General features: G+C 41.0%; 17 protein-coding genes and 1 pseudogene. 10 read left to right on the forward strand and 8 right to left on the reverse strand.

Annotated features, from left to right (window positions below; all coding sequences use genetic code 11):
- Positions 1–2: 2 nt before the first annotated feature.
- Positions 3–896, forward strand: a pseudogene (locus BC751_RS09255) (MFS transporter); the annotation flags it as partial.
- A gap of 22 nt (positions 897–918) precedes the next feature.
- Here BC751_RS09255 and menD read toward each other — a convergent pair.
- From menD to BC751_RS09270, 3 genes are read right to left on the reverse strand one after another with little or no spacing between them, the layout of a single operon-like run.
- Positions 919–2,604, reverse strand: coding sequence for a 2-succinyl-5-enolpyruvyl-6-hydroxy-3-cyclohexene-1-carboxylic-acid synthase (gene menD / locus BC751_RS09260; protein WP_130275291.1), 1,686 nt, complete (start codon positions 2,602–2,604; stop codon positions 919–921).
- Positions 2,605–2,611: 7 nt separating this feature from the next.
- Entirely contained in the window at positions 2,612–3,817 is a 1,206-nt protein-coding gene (locus BC751_RS09265) for a chorismate-binding protein (protein ID WP_130275292.1), read from the reverse strand.
- Between the two features lies 1 nt (position 3,818).
- Positions 3,819–4,241: a hotdog fold thioesterase gene (locus BC751_RS09270; protein WP_130275293.1), complete on the reverse strand. Its 423-nt coding sequence runs from the start codon at positions 4,239–4,241 to the stop codon at positions 3,819–3,821.
- 53 nt (positions 4,242–4,294) lie between these two features.
- Between BC751_RS09270 and BC751_RS09275 the strand changes: the two genes are divergently transcribed.
- Positions 4,295–4,924 carry a histidine phosphatase family protein gene (locus tag BC751_RS09275; protein ID WP_130275294.1) on the forward strand — a complete coding sequence of 210 codons (630 nt, stop codon included), beginning with the start codon at positions 4,295–4,297 and terminating at the stop codon, positions 4,922–4,924.
- On the opposite strand, the gene BC751_RS22360 is transcribed toward BC751_RS09275, so the two are convergent.
- The 3 genes from BC751_RS22360 to BC751_RS09290 form a co-directional block, all read right to left on the reverse strand.
- Positions 4,902–5,174, reverse strand: a complete 273-nt coding sequence (locus tag BC751_RS22360) for a hypothetical protein (protein WP_242617417.1) — start codon at positions 5,172–5,174, stop codon at positions 4,902–4,904. The genes BC751_RS09275 and BC751_RS22360 overlap by 23 nt on opposite strands.
- Positions 5,175–5,433: 259 nt before the next feature.
- Positions 5,434–6,198, reverse strand: coding sequence for a zinc ribbon domain-containing protein (locus BC751_RS09285; RefSeq protein ID WP_130275296.1), 765 nt, complete (start codon positions 6,196–6,198; stop codon positions 5,434–5,436).
- 3 nt (positions 6,199–6,201) lie between these two features.
- Positions 6,202–7,302, reverse strand: coding sequence for a Nif3-like dinuclear metal center hexameric protein (locus BC751_RS09290; protein ID WP_130275297.1), 1,101 nt, complete (start codon positions 7,300–7,302; stop codon positions 6,202–6,204).
- A 41-nt stretch (positions 7,303–7,343) separates the two neighbouring features.
- On the opposite strand from BC751_RS09290, the gene lpxK reads away from it, so the two are divergent.
- The 5 genes from lpxK to BC751_RS09315 all read left to right on the forward strand — a co-directional run bounded on the left by lpxK (position 7,344) and on the right by BC751_RS09315 (position 14,026).
- Positions 7,344–8,384 carry a tetraacyldisaccharide 4'-kinase gene (lpxK, locus tag BC751_RS09295; protein ID WP_130275298.1) on the forward strand — a complete coding sequence of 347 codons (1,041 nt, stop codon included), beginning with the start codon at positions 7,344–7,346 and terminating at the stop codon, positions 8,382–8,384.
- Between the two features lie 4 nt (positions 8,385–8,388).
- The gene (locus BC751_RS09300; protein WP_130275299.1) at positions 8,389–10,359 is read left to right on the forward strand and encodes a putative porin; all 1,971 of its coding nucleotides are present in this window, start codon (positions 8,389–8,391) and stop codon (positions 10,357–10,359) included.
- A gap of 3 nt (positions 10,360–10,362) precedes the next feature.
- The gene (locus BC751_RS09305) at positions 10,363–10,974 is read left to right on the forward strand and encodes a MiaE family protein (protein ID WP_207226861.1); all 612 of its coding nucleotides are present in this window, start codon (positions 10,363–10,365) and stop codon (positions 10,972–10,974) included.
- A 113-nt stretch (positions 10,975–11,087) separates the two neighbouring features.
- A complete protein-coding gene (locus tag BC751_RS09310) occupies positions 11,088–12,332 on the forward strand; it encodes an ABC transporter permease (protein ID WP_130275300.1) in 1,245 nt (414 codons plus the stop codon).
- A gap of 2 nt (positions 12,333–12,334) precedes the next feature.
- Positions 12,335–14,026, forward strand: coding sequence for a GMC oxidoreductase (locus tag BC751_RS09315; protein WP_130275301.1), 1,692 nt, complete (start codon positions 12,335–12,337; stop codon positions 14,024–14,026).
- A 20-nt stretch (positions 14,027–14,046) separates the two neighbouring features.
- Here BC751_RS09315 and mtaB read toward each other — a convergent pair whose 3' ends face one another.
- Positions 14,047–15,366, reverse strand: coding sequence for a tRNA (N(6)-L-threonylcarbamoyladenosine(37)-C(2))-methylthiotransferase MtaB (gene mtaB / locus BC751_RS09320; RefSeq protein WP_130275302.1), 1,320 nt, complete (start codon positions 15,364–15,366; stop codon positions 14,047–14,049).
- A gap of 233 nt (positions 15,367–15,599) precedes the next feature.
- On the opposite strand from mtaB, the gene BC751_RS09325 reads away from it, so the two are divergent.
- From BC751_RS09325 to BC751_RS09335, 3 genes are all read left to right on the forward strand, one after another.
- Positions 15,600–17,762, forward strand: coding sequence for a glutamine synthetase III family protein (locus tag BC751_RS09325; protein ID WP_130275303.1), 2,163 nt, complete (start codon positions 15,600–15,602; stop codon positions 17,760–17,762).
- Between the two features lie 174 nt (positions 17,763–17,936).
- Positions 17,937–18,959 carry a LacI family DNA-binding transcriptional regulator gene (locus BC751_RS09330; protein ID WP_130275304.1) on the forward strand — a complete coding sequence of 341 codons (1,023 nt, stop codon included), beginning with the start codon at positions 17,937–17,939 and terminating at the stop codon, positions 18,957–18,959.
- A 162-nt stretch (positions 18,960–19,121) separates the two neighbouring features.
- On the forward strand, positions 19,122–20,003 hold the full coding sequence (locus BC751_RS09335) for an ROK family protein (protein WP_207226862.1): 882 nt from the start codon (positions 19,122–19,124) through the stop codon (positions 20,001–20,003).
- A 78-nt stretch (positions 20,004–20,081) separates the two neighbouring features.
- On the opposite strand, the gene BC751_RS09340 is transcribed toward BC751_RS09335, so the two are convergent.
- On the reverse strand, positions 20,082–21,320 hold the full coding sequence (locus tag BC751_RS09340; protein WP_130275306.1) for an ROK family protein: 1,239 nt from the start codon (positions 21,318–21,320) through the stop codon (positions 20,082–20,084).
- Positions 21,321–21,489: the final 169 nt, after the last annotated feature.

Below are 21,489 nucleotides of genomic sequence, written 5' to 3' on the forward strand. Positions count from 1 at the left end.
TCAGCAAATTGCAGTTGGGTTGGTCGGTGGCCTCACTGACCCTCACGGCGACTTTGGCCATGATGGTGGCCGTTCCTCTGAGTGATAAATTTGGAAGGAGAAAGGTTTTGCAGTGGTCGGCAGTTTTATTTGCAGTCAGTGCATTAGGTTCTGCCATAGCCCCAAATTTTCTATTACTGGTAATTGCCAGAATGGTTGGGGGATTAGGTGTAGGAGTTTCTTTGATTTTGGCGCCCATGTATATAGCGGAAATCGCTCCTCCTGATATGAGGGGAAGGCTCTTTTCTTTCAATCAATTGAACATTTTCATTGGTATTTCAGCGGTATTTTTTTCCAATTACCTGATCCTTCAATTGGCAGCCTCTGATTTGGCTTGGGCCAATTCCCTAGGTTTTGAAAAATGGAACTGGAGATGGATGTTGGAGGTCGAGTTATTGCCGGCCTTATTTTATTTCATAGGTGTGGTTTATCCTAATGATGTGAGTTTTAAACAAGCCTTTAGGGCATCATTAGAGGGATCAGAAGCTTTGACTTTCGAATCAGAAGCCATTACCGCAACTATTACCATGAATCCCACCTTGATTCTTATGAGGATTTTGGGATTTGTAGCCTCATTTTTCAATTCCATAGGGCCAGTGATGTGGGTGTTGTTTTCTGAGCTTTTCCCTATCCATATCAAAGGAGCAGCTATTTCATTTGTAGGTTTTATCAATTCCCTGGTCAGTTATTTGGTACAAAAATTTTCCCCATGACAATTGGATACTTTTGGGAGCAGCATTACATTTTTGATCTATGGTATCTTTGCGGCTGTAGGAGTCTTATTTGTCATCTGGGTAGTTCCGGAAACAAAAAACAAGTTTCTGGAAGAGTTACAAAACTTACTTGTCAAGAAATAAGGGATTGATATTCAAATTGGATTTAAGTATCCAATAAACTTTCTGCAATCTTTCCTTTTACCCATTTTAGTATTCTGGCATTTTGCGGGCTGTTGGTTTCGATTTCAAGGATTTTTGGGTGAATCGATTTGGCATAAAAATCTTTCAACCCCATTTCCAGACTTCTTTCATCATTGGCCAAGTGGTACTCAAAGCCAAAGTCTTTTGCCAGGTTTCCGGCGCTTAAGCGCTGTCGGGTTTCAAAAAATTCCTCCAGTTCAGGCTGCTTGGCAGGGCCATCAATTAACCTGAATATGCCTCCTGCGTGGTTATTGAGTAATATAATCCTAAGGTTATTCATGGGATAATTGTGCCAAAACGCATTCCTATCATAGAAAAAAGCCATGTCACCGGTAATTAGCGTTACAGGGTCCTTGGTGGTGAAGGCACATCCTACTGCGGTGCTGTTGCTGCCATCTATGCCGCTAGTGCCTCTGTTACAGATGATTTCCTGAGGTCTTTCTCCCAAAAAATTCACATACCTTACTGCCATGCTGTTGGCCAGATGGACTTTGGATTGGGAAGGGATATGTTTCAAACATGTGGCTATGGCCTTATATTCCCCAAAATCTGCCTTTTCTAAGATTGAATGAATGCTGCTCTTGACTTTATTTTCCAATTCCTTCCATTTACTGACAAAAGACAATTCTGCTTGTGCCCCTTGAAGAAAAAACTCAAGGAATGAATAGGGCGAGCAATGGATAATCTTCGACAAAGATTTATAGGTATCAGGGACATAACCTTCTGACTGTATGTGCCAATGGACAGCCCTGCTTTTCCTAAGGAAAAGCTTGAGGCTTTTAGAAATAATCGATTTCCCAAAGGAAATAATCAGATCAGGATCAAGTTCAGGAGCAACTTCCTGAATTCCAACAAAATGATCATGGTAGTTGATGCTATGGGAGGATTGCAAATTGGAAAGTGTATCCGTAATAATTACCGCTTTACCAGCTTTTGAAAGCTCATCCAATATAGTTTGGATTTTCGTGTTAGGTCTTTGTTGACCTGGGACAATCAATATCCTACTGAATTTAGTGAGGGAAGCCTTCAACTTTTTTTTAGATTCTTCTGAGAGCTGAGGGTTTCCTGCAACAGGTTCAAAGCAGTGGATTTCACTTGGGTAGGAAAACTTTTCCTCTTTTTCAGGATAAAAGGGTTCCCTCAGGGGAATATTGATATGTACAGGGCCATAAGGAAACTGGCTGGCAAGGTTGATAGCTTCGTTGGTAATTCTGTTGGCATGCCAAGCTTTGTCAGGATGCGCAAAGTCATCAGGAAACTGAAAAGATCCTTTGACATGTTTTCCATAGATTTCATGCTGCCGGATGGTCTGACCATCCCATTGGTCTATCCATTCAGGTGGCCGGTCCGCAGTGATCACGATCAATGGGATTTGCTGAAAAAAAGCCTCGGCGATGGCCGGGGCGTAGTTGTAGGCAGCAGAACCTGAGGTACAGACCAAGACCACCGGTTTTTCAAGCTGTTGGGCCATACCCAATCCGATAAATGCAGCAGATCTTTCATCTGAGATAGTCCGGCTGTGGATTTCAGGATGCCTGGCAAAAGCCAAGGTAATAGGAGCACAACGTGAGCCAGGAGATAAAATGGCATGTTTGATACCTTTTTTGGCACATAAGGCCACCATATCGATGATAGGTTGTAAGATCAAGTTGGGCTTAATTTAGATGTTTACCAATGATTTCGCACTTCAACTCTGTCTCTTCCCATTCTTTTTCAGGAATGGAATCCTCGGTTACTCCCGCTCCAGCATATAAAAATGCCTCTTTGTCTGTTAATCTTGCTGTTCTTAAATTGACATATATGGAAGTTTCCTCTTCCACATTGACCGGGCCAATAAAGCCGGCAAACAAGGAGCGGTCGAGTTTTTCATATTGCCTCAAAAATTCAAAGGCTTTATTTCTTGGCATCCCGCATACCGCAGAAGTGGGATGAAGCAATTTCAGCATCACAGATCCCAATTGGGGGAAATTGGTGGCTTTCATATCTACCCGAAAATCTGACCTCAAGTGCAACAGGTTTCCGGCTATAACTGTTTTGGGCCCCTGTTCGTCATATTCCCTTAACCGTATTTTTTTAAAACAATCCACAATATACCTGCTTACCAAAGCCTGTTCTTCAATTTCTTTTTGGGTCCAGGCGGCATTTTTGAGGGGATTGTCTCCTTTGGCCTTTTGGGTACCTGCCAAAGACATGGTGTAAAACTCGTTTCCTTTGGTTTGTATCAATATTTCAGGTGAAGCACCTAACCAAGATCCTATGTCAGGGATATGGAAAAAGTTGATGAATGCATTTGGATAAGACCCAATGAGCCCTGTCAACGACCTGATCAGTTCGAAATTTTCAGATAGCGGTTTCTTTTTTAAGCGTGCAGGTACGATTTTATTTAACTTCCCGGATTTGATGGCCTCTATCCCGGTATTTACCAGGGAAATGAAATCTTTTTTAGAACACGCTTTCAATTCACCTGAGTACTCGCTTTCAATAGGGATTGCGAAATGTTGTCTGATTACCCGGGCATTTTCTTCGGATGTCCTTAAAGGAATGTTCAGGTCAATTTGTTCCGCCTGTTCTTTGAAAGGAAGATTCAGGTCGATTTTGAAATAGGTGTCAGCTTCCAGAAAAAAGGCTTTTTGATCCTTTTGATCTTCAAATGGATGCACAATAAATCCTGTTGGCAATTCCTCCAAATTAAGGTTTACCCTTTTGGTTTTACCACTCTTATCCAATAAAACCTGTAGATAATTGGATTTTGGTTTCCTCCAAACAGCCACTTGGTTCCCCTCTTGCATGGCATGTGCAATCAGCCCCCTTAAGTAATCTTCCAGACTTTCTATTTTGACGGTATCTGTAGCGTGTTGCATGTCACTTTTTATCCATAATGGCCATGGTGATGCGGCTGATACAGCTCAGCTCTCCATTTTCGGTATAAATTTTTATTTCCCAGACCTGTGTTTTCTTACCCAGGTGTATGGGTTTGGTAATTCCCCTAACTAAACCATCCCTAACGGATTTCAGGTGGTTCGCGTTTATTTCCAGGCCCACGCAAAATTGTTTTTGTGGATCCACAGTCAAAGTGGCGGCTACACTGCCCAGGGTTTCAGCCAAAACCACATTTGCCCCTCCATGTAACAGTCCCAAAGGCTGTTTGGTTTTGTTACTGACCGGCATGGTCGCTTCCAAAAAGTCTTCTCCGATCTGCGTGAACTGAATGTCCAAAAAATCTGTCATGGTATTTTTTCCCCAATTATTGAGGGTATTGAGATCAAGGTTTGGAGGAAATATCATGTATTTTGGGATAAAAGCCTTTTCTTTGAAAACGGAAACAAAAATAAAGAATCTTGCTAAGTAAAAAAATCTACCTAGTCCGACATGGGCAGACCGATTACAACCTAAGGGGTGTGGTCCAGGGGAGCGGAATAGATGCGCCCTTAAATCGGAACGGACAACGTCAGGCTGATGCTTTTTTTGAGCATTATAAGAACTTGGGCTTTGAGAAGGTGTTTTATTCCGGCTTACAAAGGACAAAACAGTCCGTCCAAGGTTTTTTAAATTTGGGAATTCCTCATGAAGCAGTTCCGGATTTGAATGAAATCTCTTGGGGAAGGTACGAAGGGGTGCCGATGACTCCTGAAGAAAATAAGTATTACGAGCACATGTTGGAAAGATGGGCTTCAGGAGATCTGGAATATGCAATAGAAGGAGGAGAAAGCCCGGTATTGGTTGCCAAGAGGCTCAAAAGGGGGATCGATTATATTCTTTCCCAACCGGAGAAACTTATTTTAATTTGTATGCATGGCCGTGCAATGAGGGTTTTGTTAAGTTTATTGATGGGCTACGACCTTAGATACATGGACGTTTTCAAGCATCAAAACCTTGGGCTCTATGTTTTAAATCAGAATGATTTAGGGATTTTTAGAATTGAAAAATACAATTGTGGCGACCACCTCAGGGACTTGGTGCTGTTTTGAGGGGTTTAGCGTTCTTTTTGGATCTGTTGTTTTTGTCCTCCAAAGAGGCTAAGAGATATTGATAGGTGTTTTTTGTCTGATCTAAATCAATGATTTTCAATGCAACATCCTGTAGCGGTAATACGGTTTTATTGTTTACCCTCACAAAAAGATACCCTATCTGGCATTCATCCAGGTTTTCATAAGGTACTTTTATCAATATGGCAGCATCAGAATTCCCGGAATAAGCTTTGGTTTTGAAAATGTTCATTAGGCTCATCTCAATATATTGGGGACTTGACCTTAGATCTTTCAGCTCGGATTTGTCAAACAATATCAAAAAAGTCTTTTCTCCCGGGTTTTCCGCAAAGGCACCGAATACTATAAAAAAGCACGATATGTACAGGAAAATCCTTTTCATGAATGAAATCTATGAAATAAAAACGTGAGATACAATCATTTGTTTGAAATCTCCGTGAATACATCCCAAAAAACAAAAAAACCCGGGATTTCCGGGTTTTGATATGATTTTATGCTCTGCTTCTTTTTTTCTTGGTGCTATCCTCCTCAATCTCGTCTTCAACACCCGCAAAGATTCTTCCACAATGTTCACAAACAATCAGCTTTTTCTTTTCTCTGATATCTGCCTGTCTTTGTGGAGGTACCACATTGAAACAGCCACCACAGGCACCTCTTTTCACCATCACTACAGCAAGGCCGTTTTTAGCGTTGCTTCTGATTTTGGTGTAAGATTTGTAAAGTCTGTCTTCAATCTTTTTGATTGCCTTTTCTCTGTCAGCTTCAAGTTTGCTTTCTTCGTTTTCGCTTTCGGAGACTATGGTTTTCAATTCATCCTGCTTGTTGGCAAGATCCTTCTGTCTTTCCTTCAGTTGCTCTCTTAACTCTTCAACGTCTTTGTTTTTGATCTCGATTTTCGCCTGAGCTTCACCGATTTTCTTTTTTGAAACTTGGATTTCAAGATCTTGCAGTTCCAGTTCTTTGGTTATGGCGTCATATTCCCTGTTGTTTCTGACGTTCATCTGCTGTTCCTGGTATTTTTTGATCAGCTTCTCGGATTCTTTGATGTTCTCTTTGAATCTTTTGATGTCATCCTCTAGGTTCTGTATGTCCTGATTGAATTTCTCCAATCTGGTTTCATATCCTGCTATCTCATCTTCAAGGTCTTGGACTTCTTCTGGAAGGGCTCCTCTAACTTTAAAAATTGCGTCGAGTCTGGAATCTATTTTTTGAAGGTTCAGTAAAGCTTCGAGTTTTTGTGCAACTGTACTTTCCATGTACTATAGGTAAGTTATGGGATTCGTAACTACTTTTGTCAAATAGAGTGCAATATTAGTAAAATTTTGCGACAATATCTCTCCCAACAATTCTTTTGTATAAATTTCACTTTCGTAATGCCCGATATCACACACAACTATTTGATTTTCAGCATCAAAGAATTCATGGTATTTTATATCAGAAGTAATGAATATATCGGCGCCGGCATTTTTGGCTTGAGGCAATAAAAATATTCCGGCTCCACCACATACAGCCACTTTTTGGATCGGCTTGTTCAAAAGGGCTGTGTGTTTGATTACCTGGAGCCCTAGGTTTTTCTTAATATGATGGAGAAATTCATTTTCATCCATGGCATAGGTTAATTCCCCGATCATTCCTGCTCCTACCAATTGGTTTTCATTCTCCAGCCTCTGCAGGTAATAAGCAACCTCCTCATAGGGGTGGGACTTTTTCATGAAAGAAATCACCTTTTTTTCCAAATAGCTGGGCAAAAGCACCTCAATCCTGACTTCAGGTTCCTCGTGTGGCTTGCCTCTTTCTCCTTTGTTCGGATTTGCTTTTTCAGAAGGGATAAAGGTTCCTTTACCTTCTGCTGTAAAGCTGCAGCCTGAATATTCCCCAATTTCGCCTGCTCCTGCTTCAAATAAGGCTGAAAGTACCTGGTTTTTGGCTTCAATGGGAACAAATGTCGTAAGTTTGGACAAAATCTCTTTTTTAGGCTGAAGGATTGAAGTCTTGACCAAGCCTATTTTGTCAGCAATTTTTTTGTTCACACCATGGGCCACATGGTCCAGGTTGGTATGTATGGCATATATGGCGACATCATTCTTGATGGCTTTGATAATGGTCCTTTCCACATAATTTTTTCCGGTCAGGCTTTTTAACCCTTTGAAGACGATGGGGTGGTGGGTAATGACCAGATTGCAGCCCAGAGAAATGGCTTCCTCAATGACGGCTTCCGTTGCATCCAGGCTACATAATATTCCTTTTACCTGGTTTTTGGGATCTCCGGTAATCAATTGGGCATTGTCATAGGATTCCTGATAGGCAGGTGGTGCAATTTTCTCTAGGTAAGAAACTATGTCACGGATCGTGTAAACCATAAATTTTATTTTACTTTGCCCAAAATTAAGAAAAATAGCGAATGCGCTGGTACGATCCTTTTTTATATCCCTTTGCCATGATCTACGGAGCTGTGACCGGCTTGCGCAACAGGATGTTTGATGCAGGGATCAAAAAAAGGGTATCTTTTGACATTCCTACAGTAGTGGTTGGCAATCTTAATGTAGGGGGCTCCGGTAAGACGCCAATGGTCGAGCTCCTGATCGAGTACTTAAGGAATGATTTTCATTTGGCCACTTTGAGCAGAGGATATGGTCGGAAAACGAGAGGTTTTTTAATGGCGGATGAAAAACTTGGACCAGATGAACTTGGTGATGAGCCTTATCAGATATTTTCAAAATACGGGAAGTTTTTGACGGTGGCGGTGGGAGAAGACAGGGTAATGGCAATTCCTGAAATTTTATCGAGAAGACCGGACACTAATTTAATACTCCTGGATGATGCTTTTCAGCACCGCTATGTTCATGGTGATATTAATATTTTGCTCACCACATTTCAAAAACCTTTTTTTAAAGATGAAATCTTGCCCTTGGGTACCTTGAGGGAAAGCCCAAAAGGTGCTGATAGGGCAGATTTGGTAATAGTTACCAAAACACCTTTGGGGGTACAGGAAGAGCTGAAGGGTCAGTTTCGCGAAGCCATAGCCAAATTCACTGATGCAAAAATTGCATTTGCAGGAATAAGGTATGGTAAGCCATTTCCGCTTTTTGATGCATCTCTTCAAGAAAAATCAAATGTGATTTTGGTTTCCGGGATAGCAAATGATCAATTGCTCTTTCAGGAGGTCTCAAAGAATTATAAAGTACTTCACCGTTTGAATTTTGGTGACCATCATCATTATACAGAAAAAGATGTGTTAAAAATCCACCGGCTTTTCAAAGAATCCGGTAATTGCATGGTACTGACAACAGAAAAGGATGCAGTCAAACTTAAAAATGAGGTATTCCAAAAATATTTGTCAGAAATTCCGATTTTTGTCCTGCCTATCAAGGTAGAGCTTGATGAGGATATATTGCTTTGGTTGAAAAACAGGTTAATTCAAATTGTAGCAGATAAAGCATAGCTCAGTGAGATTAAAAGTTTCTATTTTATTCCTCTTTTTGTTTTGGGCAGTGAATATCTGTGTCCAGGCCCAAAGGCCTAACCGGCCTCTGCCCAACCAAGGACAGCAGGTGCCTCCCGGTGCAGCCAGAGAAAGGCAGTTGGTAGAGCCTGGTCAGGAGGGACAAGCAGAACAAGAAGGACGAAGAAAGCTGATCGATGATTCTACCAAAATGGTTTTTGGACCCAAAACTTCCCTTTACTTTTTTGAAAAGGACGTAAAGAAAAACAGGATCAAAAAATACGAGATCGATACGGTTTTAAACAACTTCCATTACTACGAGCCTGTCGCCAAATCTGGATGGATGTATCAGGACCTTGGCAATGTAGGCAGTGCTGCAATCCCCATTTTTTATGAGGCTCCCCGGATGATAGGCGTCACTTCAGGATTTCATGTATATGACCTGTATTACAATTCTTCTGATAGCATTAAATATTACGACACCAAGTCTCCCTTTAGTCAGATGAATGCTTTTTGGGGAGGAGGCAATAGGAATCTATTGGATTTGGTCTTTTCAAGAAATGTAAATTCCCGGTGGAATGTAGGTTTCAATCTCAGCACCATCCGGGCCAGAAAAACCCTCAACCCCAATGCCAGGGATGATAATTTGACAGAGCAGAACAGCTACTCATTCCACACCAATTATCGATCTGAAAATGAAAAATATTTTCTACTGGCAAATTTTTCAAGAATGAAGCATAGGGTAAGGGAGCAGGGTGGTATTGTTCCTCCTGAAATAGACGAAAACTCTATACTTTTTGCTTATGAAGATGCCAAGGTTTGGTTGAGGAATTCTAGGGTAACCGACCTCAGACAGGAGGTACATCTATACCATGAATATGAATTGGTAAAAGGTTGGCAGATTTATCATGTATTTGATAGGAAAAAACAGGAAGTATTGTTTTTTTCAAACCTTAATACAGCGGATTCTCTATTCTTTAATTTATTTAATCCTGAAAGATTCAACGATAATGACACCACCCTCAATCTAAATACTTTCAGGGAATGGAGGAATGAGGCAGGTTTTAAAGGAGAAATAGGGCCATTGTATTACAATGCTTTTTTAAGGTTCAGGACCGGTGGCATGTCCAGTCCTAATTTTGAATCTACCAATAGGTTCAATGAGCTATTTGTCGGTGGTGCACTCCGGGGACAGATCAATGAACAATGGAGTTTTGAAGCAGAGGGGGAATATTTGATTCCAGGAGCTTTCCGGATCAAGGGGCTTTTTGTTTCCCCCTGGTTGGAGGCATCTTACACCAAAGCTTTATACAAACCGACTTCCATGCAGATGATGTATGCCGGCAATCACCATCAATGGGAAAATGATTTCAGTAATATAGGGTTGGATCAGATCAAAGGTGTTGTGAAGTTGGATTTTTCAAGTTGGGCTTTTAGGCCAAATTTGACCATTAATAGGGTCAATAATTTTGTGTACTTCAATGAACAACAACAGGCAAGTCAGGCCACTGGTGAAGCATTTATGTTGATTCCAGGGGTAAAGTCTATGTTCAATCTCCGTAAAAAATTATTTTGGGAGTCCGAAGCCTATTATACCTTGCTTTCTGGGGCTGGAGCTGATAACTTTAGAATTCCTGAATTGGTGTTGAATTCTAGGATTTATTTTGACAGTCCCATGTTCAATGAAAATCTTTTTGTCCAGATCGGTGTAGAGGGAAGGTACAGGAGTGACAACTTTGCTTTTAATTACAATCCTGCCATGCAACAGTTTTTTTTGCAGAACGAATTCAATGTTTTTGCATACCCGGTAATAGATTTCTTTTTAAATGCCAGGATCAATAGGACCAGGGTGCTTTTAAGGATGAACCATTTGAATATGAACATGCTAAGCCAGCCAGGTTATTTTGTTACGCCTTACTTTACAGGTTTGAGAAGAAGTTTGGATATAGGAATAAGCTGGCCTTTGTTTGATTGATATATGAGCTGGGAAGAAAGTACAAAACAGAAAATGCTGCACCTTCAATTGCCCACAGATCCAAGGTGGGTAAATATCGCAGAGATGAACATTGAGGACATTTTGGTAGACCATGCCTATTGCGAACAGAAGGCGGCGTCTTCCTGTATCTCACTGATCGTAAATTTTTTCGATTTTGAAGAAGTGGTGGATACCCTTACCCCTGTAGTAGCAGAAGAATGGGGCCATTTTGAAAGGGTTATGGAGCACCTCAAAAAAAGGGGATACCCCTTGGGGAAACCAAGAAAAGATGAATATGTGGTCAAACTTTCCCAATTTGTGAAGAAAGGGGGAAGTAGAGCGCAACAGTTGACAGAGTACCTTTTGATGAATGCATTGATCGAGGCAAGGAGTTGCGAAAGGTTCAAGTTGCTTTCCAAGCATATCCAAGATGAGGAGCTGAAAAAATTCTATTATGAACTGATGGTTTCCGAGGCAGGTCATTATGTGAATTTTATAGAATTGGCCAGGGGCATCTATGATAAGGAAAAGGTAAATGCCCGATGGAAGGAATGGCTTGAATACGAGGCTGAGGTGTTAAAAGGACTGGAATTGAGAGGCGACAGGATGCATTGATAGATAGGGGAAGAGAAATTTTTATCTCTTCCCTTATTTTTTCAGAATACTTGAGTAATATTAATGTCGTTTAGGTTGATTTTTGAATTAAACCGTTCTATTTCGTACAGTTTATGAATTTGGTCGAAAATATCAAGGAGGCGCTCAAATCAGTAAAGGTAAATTTGCTGAGGACTATCCTGACAGGAACCATTATAGCTATAGGAATTACATCCCTTGTAGGGATGCTTACAGCGATTGATGGTATCAAAGCACAAATTGAAGAGAGTTTCTCGGGTTTGGGGGCAAGTAATTTTGATGTGAGGTCCAAGGGAACTTCCGGGGGGGCTGCAGTACAGGAGGGGAAATCTGAAAAAGTTTTTCCTACTTTGAAATACAGGGAGGCAGTGAAGTTTCAACAGGAGTTCAATGCTATTGCCCCATCTACTATTTTTTCAACGGTAACAGGAGCGGCGGAGGTAAAAAGGGGTTCCAAGAAAACAAACCCTAATGTAAGGGTAACCGGTGCCGATGATCTTTATTTCAATATCAAAGGAATCAAAATCGAAAAAGGCAGGAATTTTAGTGCTACTGAAATCCAATATGGCAACGGAGTTTGTATTGTTGGAACAGACGTCATTGAAACCTTATTTGGGAAAGATGAAGATCCCCTGAACGATTACATTACTGTTTTTGGCAGGAGATATACCATTGTAGGAATTCTTGAAAAGCAGGGAAGTGTAGGTGGAGGACCAGGGCCGGATAGGGCTATTTTTATTCCCATTGAAAATGCAAGCCGCTTGGACAGTTGGGGGACATTCAGGTATACGGTAACCGTCAGTGGTTCTGATCCTTTGAAACTCGATTATGAAATGGGCCAGGCCACTGGCGTAATGCGTAAAATCAGACAGGACAGGGTGGGAGAGGAAGACTCTTTTGAAATTGTCAAAAGCCGTTCTGTGGGAGAAAGTTTGGAGGAAGTGGCAGGCTATCTGAGAATTGGAGGGTTTACCATTGGATTTATTACCCTTTTGGGCGCAGCGATCGGTTTGATGAATATCATGATGGTGTCCGTCACGGAGCGAACCAGAGAGATCGGGATCAGAAAAGCCTTAGGCGCCACCCCATTAAGGATCAGGCAACAGTTTTTAATAGAAGCAATAGTTATTTGTATCATCGGAGGGATTTTTGGAGTGATTTTGGGGATCGGTATTGGTAATATTGTAGCCAATGCAATTGGTCCCGGAGGCTTCCTGATACCTTGGGTATGGATTATGGTAGCCTTTGTCATCTGTATTTTTGTAGGATTGGCATCAGGGTATTTTCCGGCAAGGAAGGCCAGTAAATTAGATCCTATTGAGTCACTTAGATATGAATAGTGATGGATGCCCGGAATTTTGATGCCATAGTTATAGGGTCTGGGATCAGTGGAGGCTGGGCTGCAAAAGAATTGTGTGAAAAAGGTTTGAAAACCCTTGTGCTGGAGAGGGGGAGAAGTGTAATACATAAAGTTGATTATCCCACCATGCAATCCCATCCTTGGGAAATGCCGCATAGGAATAGGATTCCATTAGCGGATAAACTTGAAAATCCTGTAGTGAACAGGTGTTATGCTTATCAGGAAGATACCGCTCATTTTTTTGTCAGGGATAAAGAACACCCTTACATTCAGGAAAAACCATTTGATTGGGTGAGAGGATATCAGGTTGGAGGAAAGTCCTTGATTTGGGCCAGGCAGACGCAGCGTTGGAGCAAATATGATTTTGAGGGACCGGGAAGGGATGGTTTTGCAGTGGATTGGCCCATCAGGTATGAAGACTTGGCTCCTTGGTACAGTTATGTGGAACGGTTTGTTGGAATAAGTGGTAACAAAGACGGGGTGGAGACCCTTCCGGATGGTGAGTTTTTGCCTGCATGGGAAATGAATTGTGTGGAGAAAGTGATTCGTGACAGGATCATGTCAACATTCAAAGACCGGCATGTGATGATAGGCCGATGTGCCCATCTTACCCAGCCCAAGGCCCATCATCTTCAGCAGGGGAGAGGACAGTGCTTGGCGAGAAACCAGTGTTACAGAGGCTGTCCATTTGGCGCTTATTTCAGTTCCAATTCTTCCACTTTGCCTGCTGCAGCTGCCACTGGGAATCTTACTATCAGACCGGACGCTGTGGTTCATTCCATCATTTATGATGATAAAAAGGAAAGGGTAACCGGGGTTAGGGTGATTGACCGCATTACGAAGGAAATCAGCGAATATTTTGCAAAAGTCATCTTCCTTAATGCTTCTACATTAAATTCCAATTTGATTTTATTGAACAGTCAATCCAAAAGATTCCCAAATGGTCTTGGGAATGACAATGGTTTGTTGGGGAAGTATATCGCCTTTCATAACTATAGGGGGAATATCTTAGCCAATTTTGAGGGCTATGAGGATAAGTATTATTTTGGCAGAAGACCAACTGCTGTCATGATGCCCAATTTCAGGAATGTCAAGAAGCAGGAAATGGATTTTTTAAGGGGATACATGACCTTTTATTCTGCGGGCAGAGCAGGTTGGGGGAACAGTCCACAGGAGTCCTTCGGGCCTGGATTTAAAGAAAAGAATTCCCTTCCAGGATACTGGCATGTTTTTATGATGATGCAGGGGGAGACAATTCCCAAAATTGATAATTATGTAAGCCTAAGTGCCTCTGAAAAGGATGAATGGGGAATGCCACTCCTCAAAATCAACGTGGATTATGATGATAACGATGAAAAGATACTGAAAGATTTTTTTGAACAGGGCACGGAAATGTTGGAAAAATCAGGCTGCACTAACATTCGTAAATCAGACAGCAAACAGGCTCCGGGTTTGGATATTCATGAAATGGGGGGTGTGAGAATGGGACGGAACCCCCAAACGTCATTACTTAATGGTTGGAATCAGATGCATTTGTGCAAAAATGTTTTTGTGACAGATGGGGCCTGTATGACTTCTACAGGCACACAAAACCCATCCATTACTTACATGGCTTTGACTGCAAGGGCAGTGGATTATGCGGTAAGCCAATTAAAAAGAGGGGAAATTTATTAACCTTCCCGGAATAGGGTGTTTTAATGTGTCTCATACACCATTTCAGGCTCAATGACTTCCACATTTCCTTTTTCATTGATTTCGCTGAGAGTTACTGTTTTCAGTTCATTGATCAAAATGGGGTCATATTTTGCCGCTACGCGGATATAATTTTCTGTAAAGCCATGCATTTTTCCATCTTCTACATCCTCTTCAAACAATACTGTGAAGGTCTTTCCAAGATTTTCTTCATAGAATTTTCTTCTTTTCTTTTCGGAGAGAATGCGTAGCATTTTTGACCTTTCGTTCCTCTTTTTCATAGGAACCACCCCGTCCATTTCCACGGCTCTCGTATTGGCTCTTTCTGAATAGGTAAATACATGGAGGTAGGAAATGTCCAATTCATTGAGGAAATTATAAGTTTCAAGAAACAGTTCATCAGTCTCTCCCGGAAAACCAACGATCACATCGACACCTATGCAGCAATGCGGCATCAATGTTTTTATTTTGTTTACCCGGTCCTCATAAAGTTCCCTCAGGTACCTTCTTCCCATCCTTCTCAAGATGGTATTGCTGCCTGATTGGAGCGGGATGTGAAAATGGGGCACAAATCTTTTTGACTGGGATACAAACTCAATCACTTCATTGGTAAGCAGGTTAGGTTCAATGGAAGAGATCCTGAACCTATCTATACCTTCAATTTCATCCAATGCAATTACCAAGTCGGCAAACCTTTCTTTTCTTTTGCCTTCCTGAATCCCAAAGTCGCCTATATTGACACCTGTAAGCACGATTTCTTTTACATCCGTCTGCGCAATTTCTCTGGCAGACTGAAGGATATTGCTGATACTGTCACTTCTGCTTTTACCCCTGGCCAAAGGGATAGTGCAAAAGGCACAGCCATAATTACAGCCATCCTGCACTTTTAGGAAAGTTCTGGTCCGGTCATGCATGGAGTAGGCATTGTTGAAGATATTGGCTTCCTGGATTTCAGAGGCAAGTACTTTGGTTTCCTGTTCCTTGGCGAATCCATCCAATAGTTCAATCAACCTGAATTTTTCAGCAGCACCCAAAACGGCATCTACTCCCTCAATTTCGGAAATCTCCTTTGGTTTTAACTGGGCGTAACAGCCAATAATGGTAACATAGGAGTTAGGAGATATCTTTTTGGCCTCTTTTACTATCTTTTTACATTTTTTGTCCGCATTTTCAGTCACAGAACAGGTGTTGATGATGAAAATATCCGGATTCTGCTCAAATTCCACCTTTTGATAGCCTTTGGCTTCAAACATCCTGCTGATGGTTGAGGTTTCGGAATAATTTAATTTACAGCCAAGTGTGTAGAATGCTACTTTTTTCACGCCAATCTCCTTTGTTTCAGGCTGCAAAGTTAAATATTTAACTTCAGTTTTCAATTTTCTATTTTTTGCTGCAATTTCCTGTTTTTTTCAAGGATTAAACTCGAAATTGGCCTTGTATTTTTAAAAATAATGTAAATTTTTCCAAAAACAGGCTTAAAAACGACCCATAATATTTAAAATCAATATTATTTCATATTTTTGTCGGTGTAATATTAAACCACATATTGTAGAAAATGGCAACTTTAAGACAAAAAGCGCTTTTAATGGCTCAGTCAAGACCGAAAGTGACTGTGACACCGCCCTCAAATAAGGTTTCTGACTATTTCGGAAGCCTGGTGTTTGGGCTAAAGCAAATGAAAGAATCTCTTGCCCCTTCTGTTTTCAAGAAGGTAGTAGAAGCAATCGACAAGGGATCTAAGATTGACCCTTCCACCGCAGAAGAAATTGCTTCCGCTGTTAAGGTATGGGCAATGTCCAAAGGAGTGACGCATTACACCCACTGGTTTCAGCCATTGACTGGATCCACTGCAGAGAAACATGACGCCTTTTTTGATGCCCATGCAGGAATTGAAAAATTCAAAGGATCAGCTTTGGTTCAGCAAGAGCCGGATGCATCTTCTTTTCCTCATGGAGGGATCAGATCCACATTTGAAGCAAGAGGTTATACCGCATGGGATCCTTCCTCTCCTATATTTATTTTTGACAAAACCCTTTGTATTCCTACCATTTTCGTTTCCTACACAGGGGAAGCCTTGGATTATAAAACGCCCTTGTTGAAATCCATGGAGGCGATTAATGATGCCGCCGTAGCAATCTGTCAATTGTTTGATAGAAATGTTAGAAAAGTGACCCCATCCTTGGGTGTCGAGCAGGAATACTTCGTCATCGATAAAGCTTTGTATGCAACAAGGCCGGACCTAGTAATGGCGGGAAGAACTGTTTTCGGACATAATCCTGCCAGAGGTCAGCAGTTGGAGGACCATTATTTCGGTTCCATTCCTACCCGTGTCAAGGATTTTATGATGGACTTCGAAATTGAAGCCCATAAGTTGGGGATTCCAGTTTCTACCCGACACAATGAAGTGGCACCAAGCCAGTTTGAAGTCGCCCCGGTCTTCGAAGAGATCAATAAGGCGATCGATCATAACCAGCTTTTGATGGATCTGATGGATAAGGTGGCCGAAAAGCACGGTCTTAAGGTATTGTTGCATGAAAAACCTTTTGCCGGTGTAAATGGTAGCGGTAAGCACAACAACTGGTCTTTGATTACAGATACAGGGGTCAACTTGTTCCAGCCAAGCAATTCGGCAAGAGAAAATCTTCAGTTCCTTGCCTTTGTGGTCGCAACTGTAAAGGCAGTCTATGACAATGCGGACCTCTTAAGGGCAAGTATTGCTTCAGCAAGTAACGACTTCAGATTGGGCGCCAATGAAGCCCCGCCTGCCATCATGTCTGTTTTCTTAGGATCTACCTTGACCGGTGTGTTGGATGAATTGGAAAAAAACGGCAACGTGAAGATCGAGAAAGGTGATAACATGTACATGAAGCTGGGTATTTCCAAAATCCCTGAAATCATTTTGGACAATACGGACAGGAACAGAACTTCGCCATTTGCTTTCACCGGCAATAAATTTGAGTTCAGGGCCGTTGGTTCAAGTGCCAACTCTGCTGGTCCAATGACTGTACTGAACGTGATTGTTGCCGAAGTTTTGAAAACCATGGCCAAAGACATTGAAAAAGAGATGGCCGGTGGCAAAGAAAAGAAGATTGCGATTGTCAATGTGTTGAGAAGATACATCAAGGACAGCAAAAAAATCAGATTTGAGGGAGATGGATACTCTGAAGAGTGGGCCAATGAAGCTGCAAAAAGAGGTTTGTCAAATCTCAAGAGCACTCCTTTTGCTTTGGATGTTTACCATGACAAAAAAGTAATTGAGCTTTTTAGTAAGCACAATGTCCTTACTCCGATTGAATTGCACGCAAGGCATGAAATCATGTTGGAAAATTACATCAAGAAGGTGCAGATTGAATCCAGGGTAATGGGTGATCTCGCGCTAAACCATGTAATCCCGACTGCGATCCAGTATCAAAACAAATTGATAGAAAATGCAAATGGTCTGAAAGGCCTAGGTCTGGATAACAAGCCAGCAGTAGAAACGATCAAAGAAGTAAGTAAGCATTTGGAATCTCTTAAGGAGAGTGTCAATGCCATGATAGATGCACGTAGAAGATTGAACAAGGAAGAAGATGTAGCCAAGCGTGCCAAGGGGTATTGTACCGATGTAAAAGAAGCGTACTTTGATAAAATCAGATATGCTGTGGACAAATTGGAACTATTGGTAGATGATGAATTCTGGCCATTGGTGAAATACAGAGAGATGCTCTTTATCAAATAAAAGACAGTATGTTATAAAAAAGCCCGGAGAATTTTCTTCCGGGCTTTTTTATTGGTCTCATTTTTGATCCCTAAAAAACCGTTGCTATTGAATTTTTGACAATAAGAAGCGGTATTGAGAATCCAACTTGTTTTTTCTCCATATTGCTGGCGGTTTTCAGGACCTGACGAAATTATGGCTAAAAAAAAGACATCCATCAAGGACATTGCTGAAGCACTGGGCATTTCAATTACGACAGTATCATTCATCCTAAATGGGAAAGGCAGGGAAAAGAGGATCAGTGATGAAATGACCAAAAAGGTTCAGGATTATATCAAAAAAATTGGCTACAAACCCAGTCATATTGCCCAAAGTTTAAGACTGGGAAAATCCAAAGTGATTGTTTTAATGGTAGAGGATATATCCAATCAATTTTTTGCTTCCATTGCGAGACTGATTGAGGAGAAATCCTACAAAAATGGTTACAAAATCATTTACTGCAGTACTGATAATGACACCGACAAAGCAAAAGAACTGATCGGGACATTCAAAGTGCGCAATGTGGATGGGTTTATAATTACCCCTACACCGGGATTGGAGAATGTAGTGAAAGAATTACTGGAAGAAGGTGTAGCTGTTGTCCTTTTTGACAGATGGATGCCCGAAGTGGATTGTAGTTATGTGATAGTAGAGAATAAAACCAGTGCCGAAGAAGCTACAAGGCATCTTATGGACCAGGGATGCAGGAATTTGGGTTTTGTTACTGTAGATTCCAATCAGACCCAAATGATGGACAGGCTGGCAGGATTCCAGGAAGCCTTAAAGGGAAGTAAAGTACATTCTTCTATCCTAAAAGTTAAATTCCATACCATAGCGGAACAGTATGCCTCCCAAAGAATTTTGGAATTTCTTACCTCTCATCCCGAGTTGGACGGAGTCTTTTTTTCAACCAATTACCTGGCTTTTGAAGGGCTTCAGGCTTTGATCAAACTTGGAAAAAAAATCCCCCAGCAGATAAAAGTGGTTTCTTTCGATGACCATTATTTTTTCAATCTTTTTCAGCCTCCGATTTCAGCTATTGAACAACCAATTGAGGAAATAGCCGAAAGTTTAATGGAGTCTATGTTGAAACAATTGGAGGGGACTGGACAAAATGAAAACCAAAAAATAGTTTTGTCCAATAAGCTGAATGTGCGAGAATCTTCAGTTTTACATTGATACCGGAAATTTATTAAGGGCAACTTGATTGCTTTCATTAAAATTTTTTAATTTAGGTAAAACCTTTTAGCAAAAAGGTTTTGCAAACTTTGCCCTTGAAGATGAATTGTGAAGTGGTGAGCAGGGGAATTGCTTTAAAAAACCACAGCCCAAATGACCAAAATGAGAATTATCGCGGGGGATATAGGAGGCTCCCACTTGACTGTCGCATTGTTTGAGAAAATTGGCAAAAACCTCAAACTTCAAAAAACCAAAAGGGCTTCGGTGGATTCCCGACTGGGAAAATCCGAGATTTTGAAAAGCTGGTTTGATGAGATCAATAGTTTGGTCGGTTCTTTTGAAGATGTGTATATTTCTTTAGCCATGCCTGCTCCTTTTGATTATTCAGAGGGTATTTGTCTGATTCAGGAGCAAGGCAAATTTTTAAGTCTTTATGGGGTGAATATTAAAAAGGAGTTCTGTAAAGAGCTTTGGATTCCCGAAAATCATATCAAATTCATCAATGATGCAGAAGCATTTTTATATGGAGAATCCTTATTTGGAAAGGGTAGGGGTATAGATTCTATTTTAGGTATTACCTTAGGCTCAGGCCTTGGTTCAGCTTTGAAAAAAGGAAGGGATATCAGGGATGCTTCCCTTTGGAATTTCCCATTTAAAGAGGGGATAGTGGAAGATTATTTAGGTTCTAATTGGTTTTTGTCCCAAGCCCAGAAAAAAATTGGCATTAAGGCAACAGGAGTCAAAGAACTCATCGATGCGCTTGGAGATTCTGAGGTGCTTAAAGAGATTTTTTCGGAGTTTGCTTCAAATCTTAGTGAATTCATCATTCAACAGTATGAAATCCATCGTTTTGACCGTGTCATTATCAGTGGGAGTATTTCCAGATCTGCCTATTTGTTTCAGGAACAACTGAGGTCAAATCTGTCTAAATCGGGATTGTCTGTTCCTTTTGAGGTGAGCCTGTTTGGAGAAAATGCAGCGCTTTTTGGAGCGGCTGCTGTTTTTTTTGAGGATATAAAAGACATCAAACTTATGGTCACTTGATGGCCAATTAAATTTTTTTTAAAAATAAAGACAGTTTTAGACGATATTTCGGGACAATTTTTTTGATGTACCTGAACGCTAATTTAGGATATCCTCAAAAATCTTTTCATTGACCACCGCCACTCCTCCTAATAGGCCAACTTCCTTGCCGAGTTTGTAAAGGGTCAGTTCTGTGTTTTCCCTCGCCTTAGCCATGGCATAGATATTCAAGGCCTGTTGGATAGGGGTAATCAGGTATTGCTTGGCTTCAGCTACTGAGCCTCCAATGATAATCAGTTCAGGGTTCAACAGTTGGATCAGTATAGAAATGCCCCGTCCTAAATCCAAGCCTGCATCAGAAAGAATTGTAATGGCCCTTTGGTCTCCTGCCAAGGCCGCATCAACAACTAAATAGGGTTCTATCTCCCCTTCATTTTCTCTTGCCATTCTGGCAAGGATGGAATCATGGTCATTTTCAATGGCTTCTTTGGCCATCCTCACAATGGCAGTTCCTGAAGCAACCGATTCCAGGCATCCTTTTTTACCACAGCTACAGGTTATGTCCCTGGATTCAAATATGGGGGAATGGCTAAACTCTCCTGCAAAACCTGATGCTCCCTGGTAAATTTTTCCATCGATTAAAATTCCTAAACCTATTCCCCATCCGATAAAGATTCCCAAAACGTTTTTATACTGGTCATTATGGCCAAATTTAAATTCTGCCAAGGTCATGGCACGCGCATCATTTTCAAGGAATACTTTCCTCCCCAATCTGGCTTCAAAGTTTTCTAACAGGCTTTTTTTGCCAAATTTAAGGTAGGTATAATTGACTCCATTCACAGAATCAATTAACCCCGGCATGGAAATTCCAACTGCAATTATTTTTTCATCCGGTAGTCCTGATTTGTTTTTATGTGCCAAAATAAAGTTGCAGATTTTATCAAAAGTTTCCTTTTCATTGTTTAACTGTATTTTCAACATAGAGGCTTCAGTTACAGCCTGGTTTGAACTGTCATAGATACAGGTACGGACTCTGAACTTGTTGATGTCAACGGAAATAATATAAAAGGAATCTTCCGCCAGCTTGTATAAATCGGGTTTTCTTCCACCTTGAGACTCTGCCCTCCCATGTTTGATGATCTCTCCGGAAGCCATAAGGTCACTTAAAAGAGAATTGACAGTGGGAAGACTGATTCCAACTTCATTGCACATTTCCCCAGCCGTATTGCTTCCTTTGGTGTATAAGTTTTTGATCAGTTTGAGTTTATTCAGGTAGCTTTTTGTTTCTACCACTCCCTCTATTTTTTCTAAGGCCTTTTTTGGGTCGATTAAATTCATTCTGGCAAAATTTAAAAAGTCAATTACGTGAATTTTTAATGAATTACAAAAGTGCTTAATTGAAAAATTCAAATAATTCGGATTTCTTCTTTAAAATAAGTGCGAAGTTTGAAAGTAAAGGGCTCAAGTTGAAAAAGTTTTTTGCATATGCAAAAAAAGGTGGTCCATT

The organism is Cecembia calidifontis (assembly GCF_004216715.1).
Classification (GTDB): domain Bacteria; phylum Bacteroidota; class Bacteroidia; order Cytophagales; family Cyclobacteriaceae; genus Cecembia_A; species Cecembia_A calidifontis.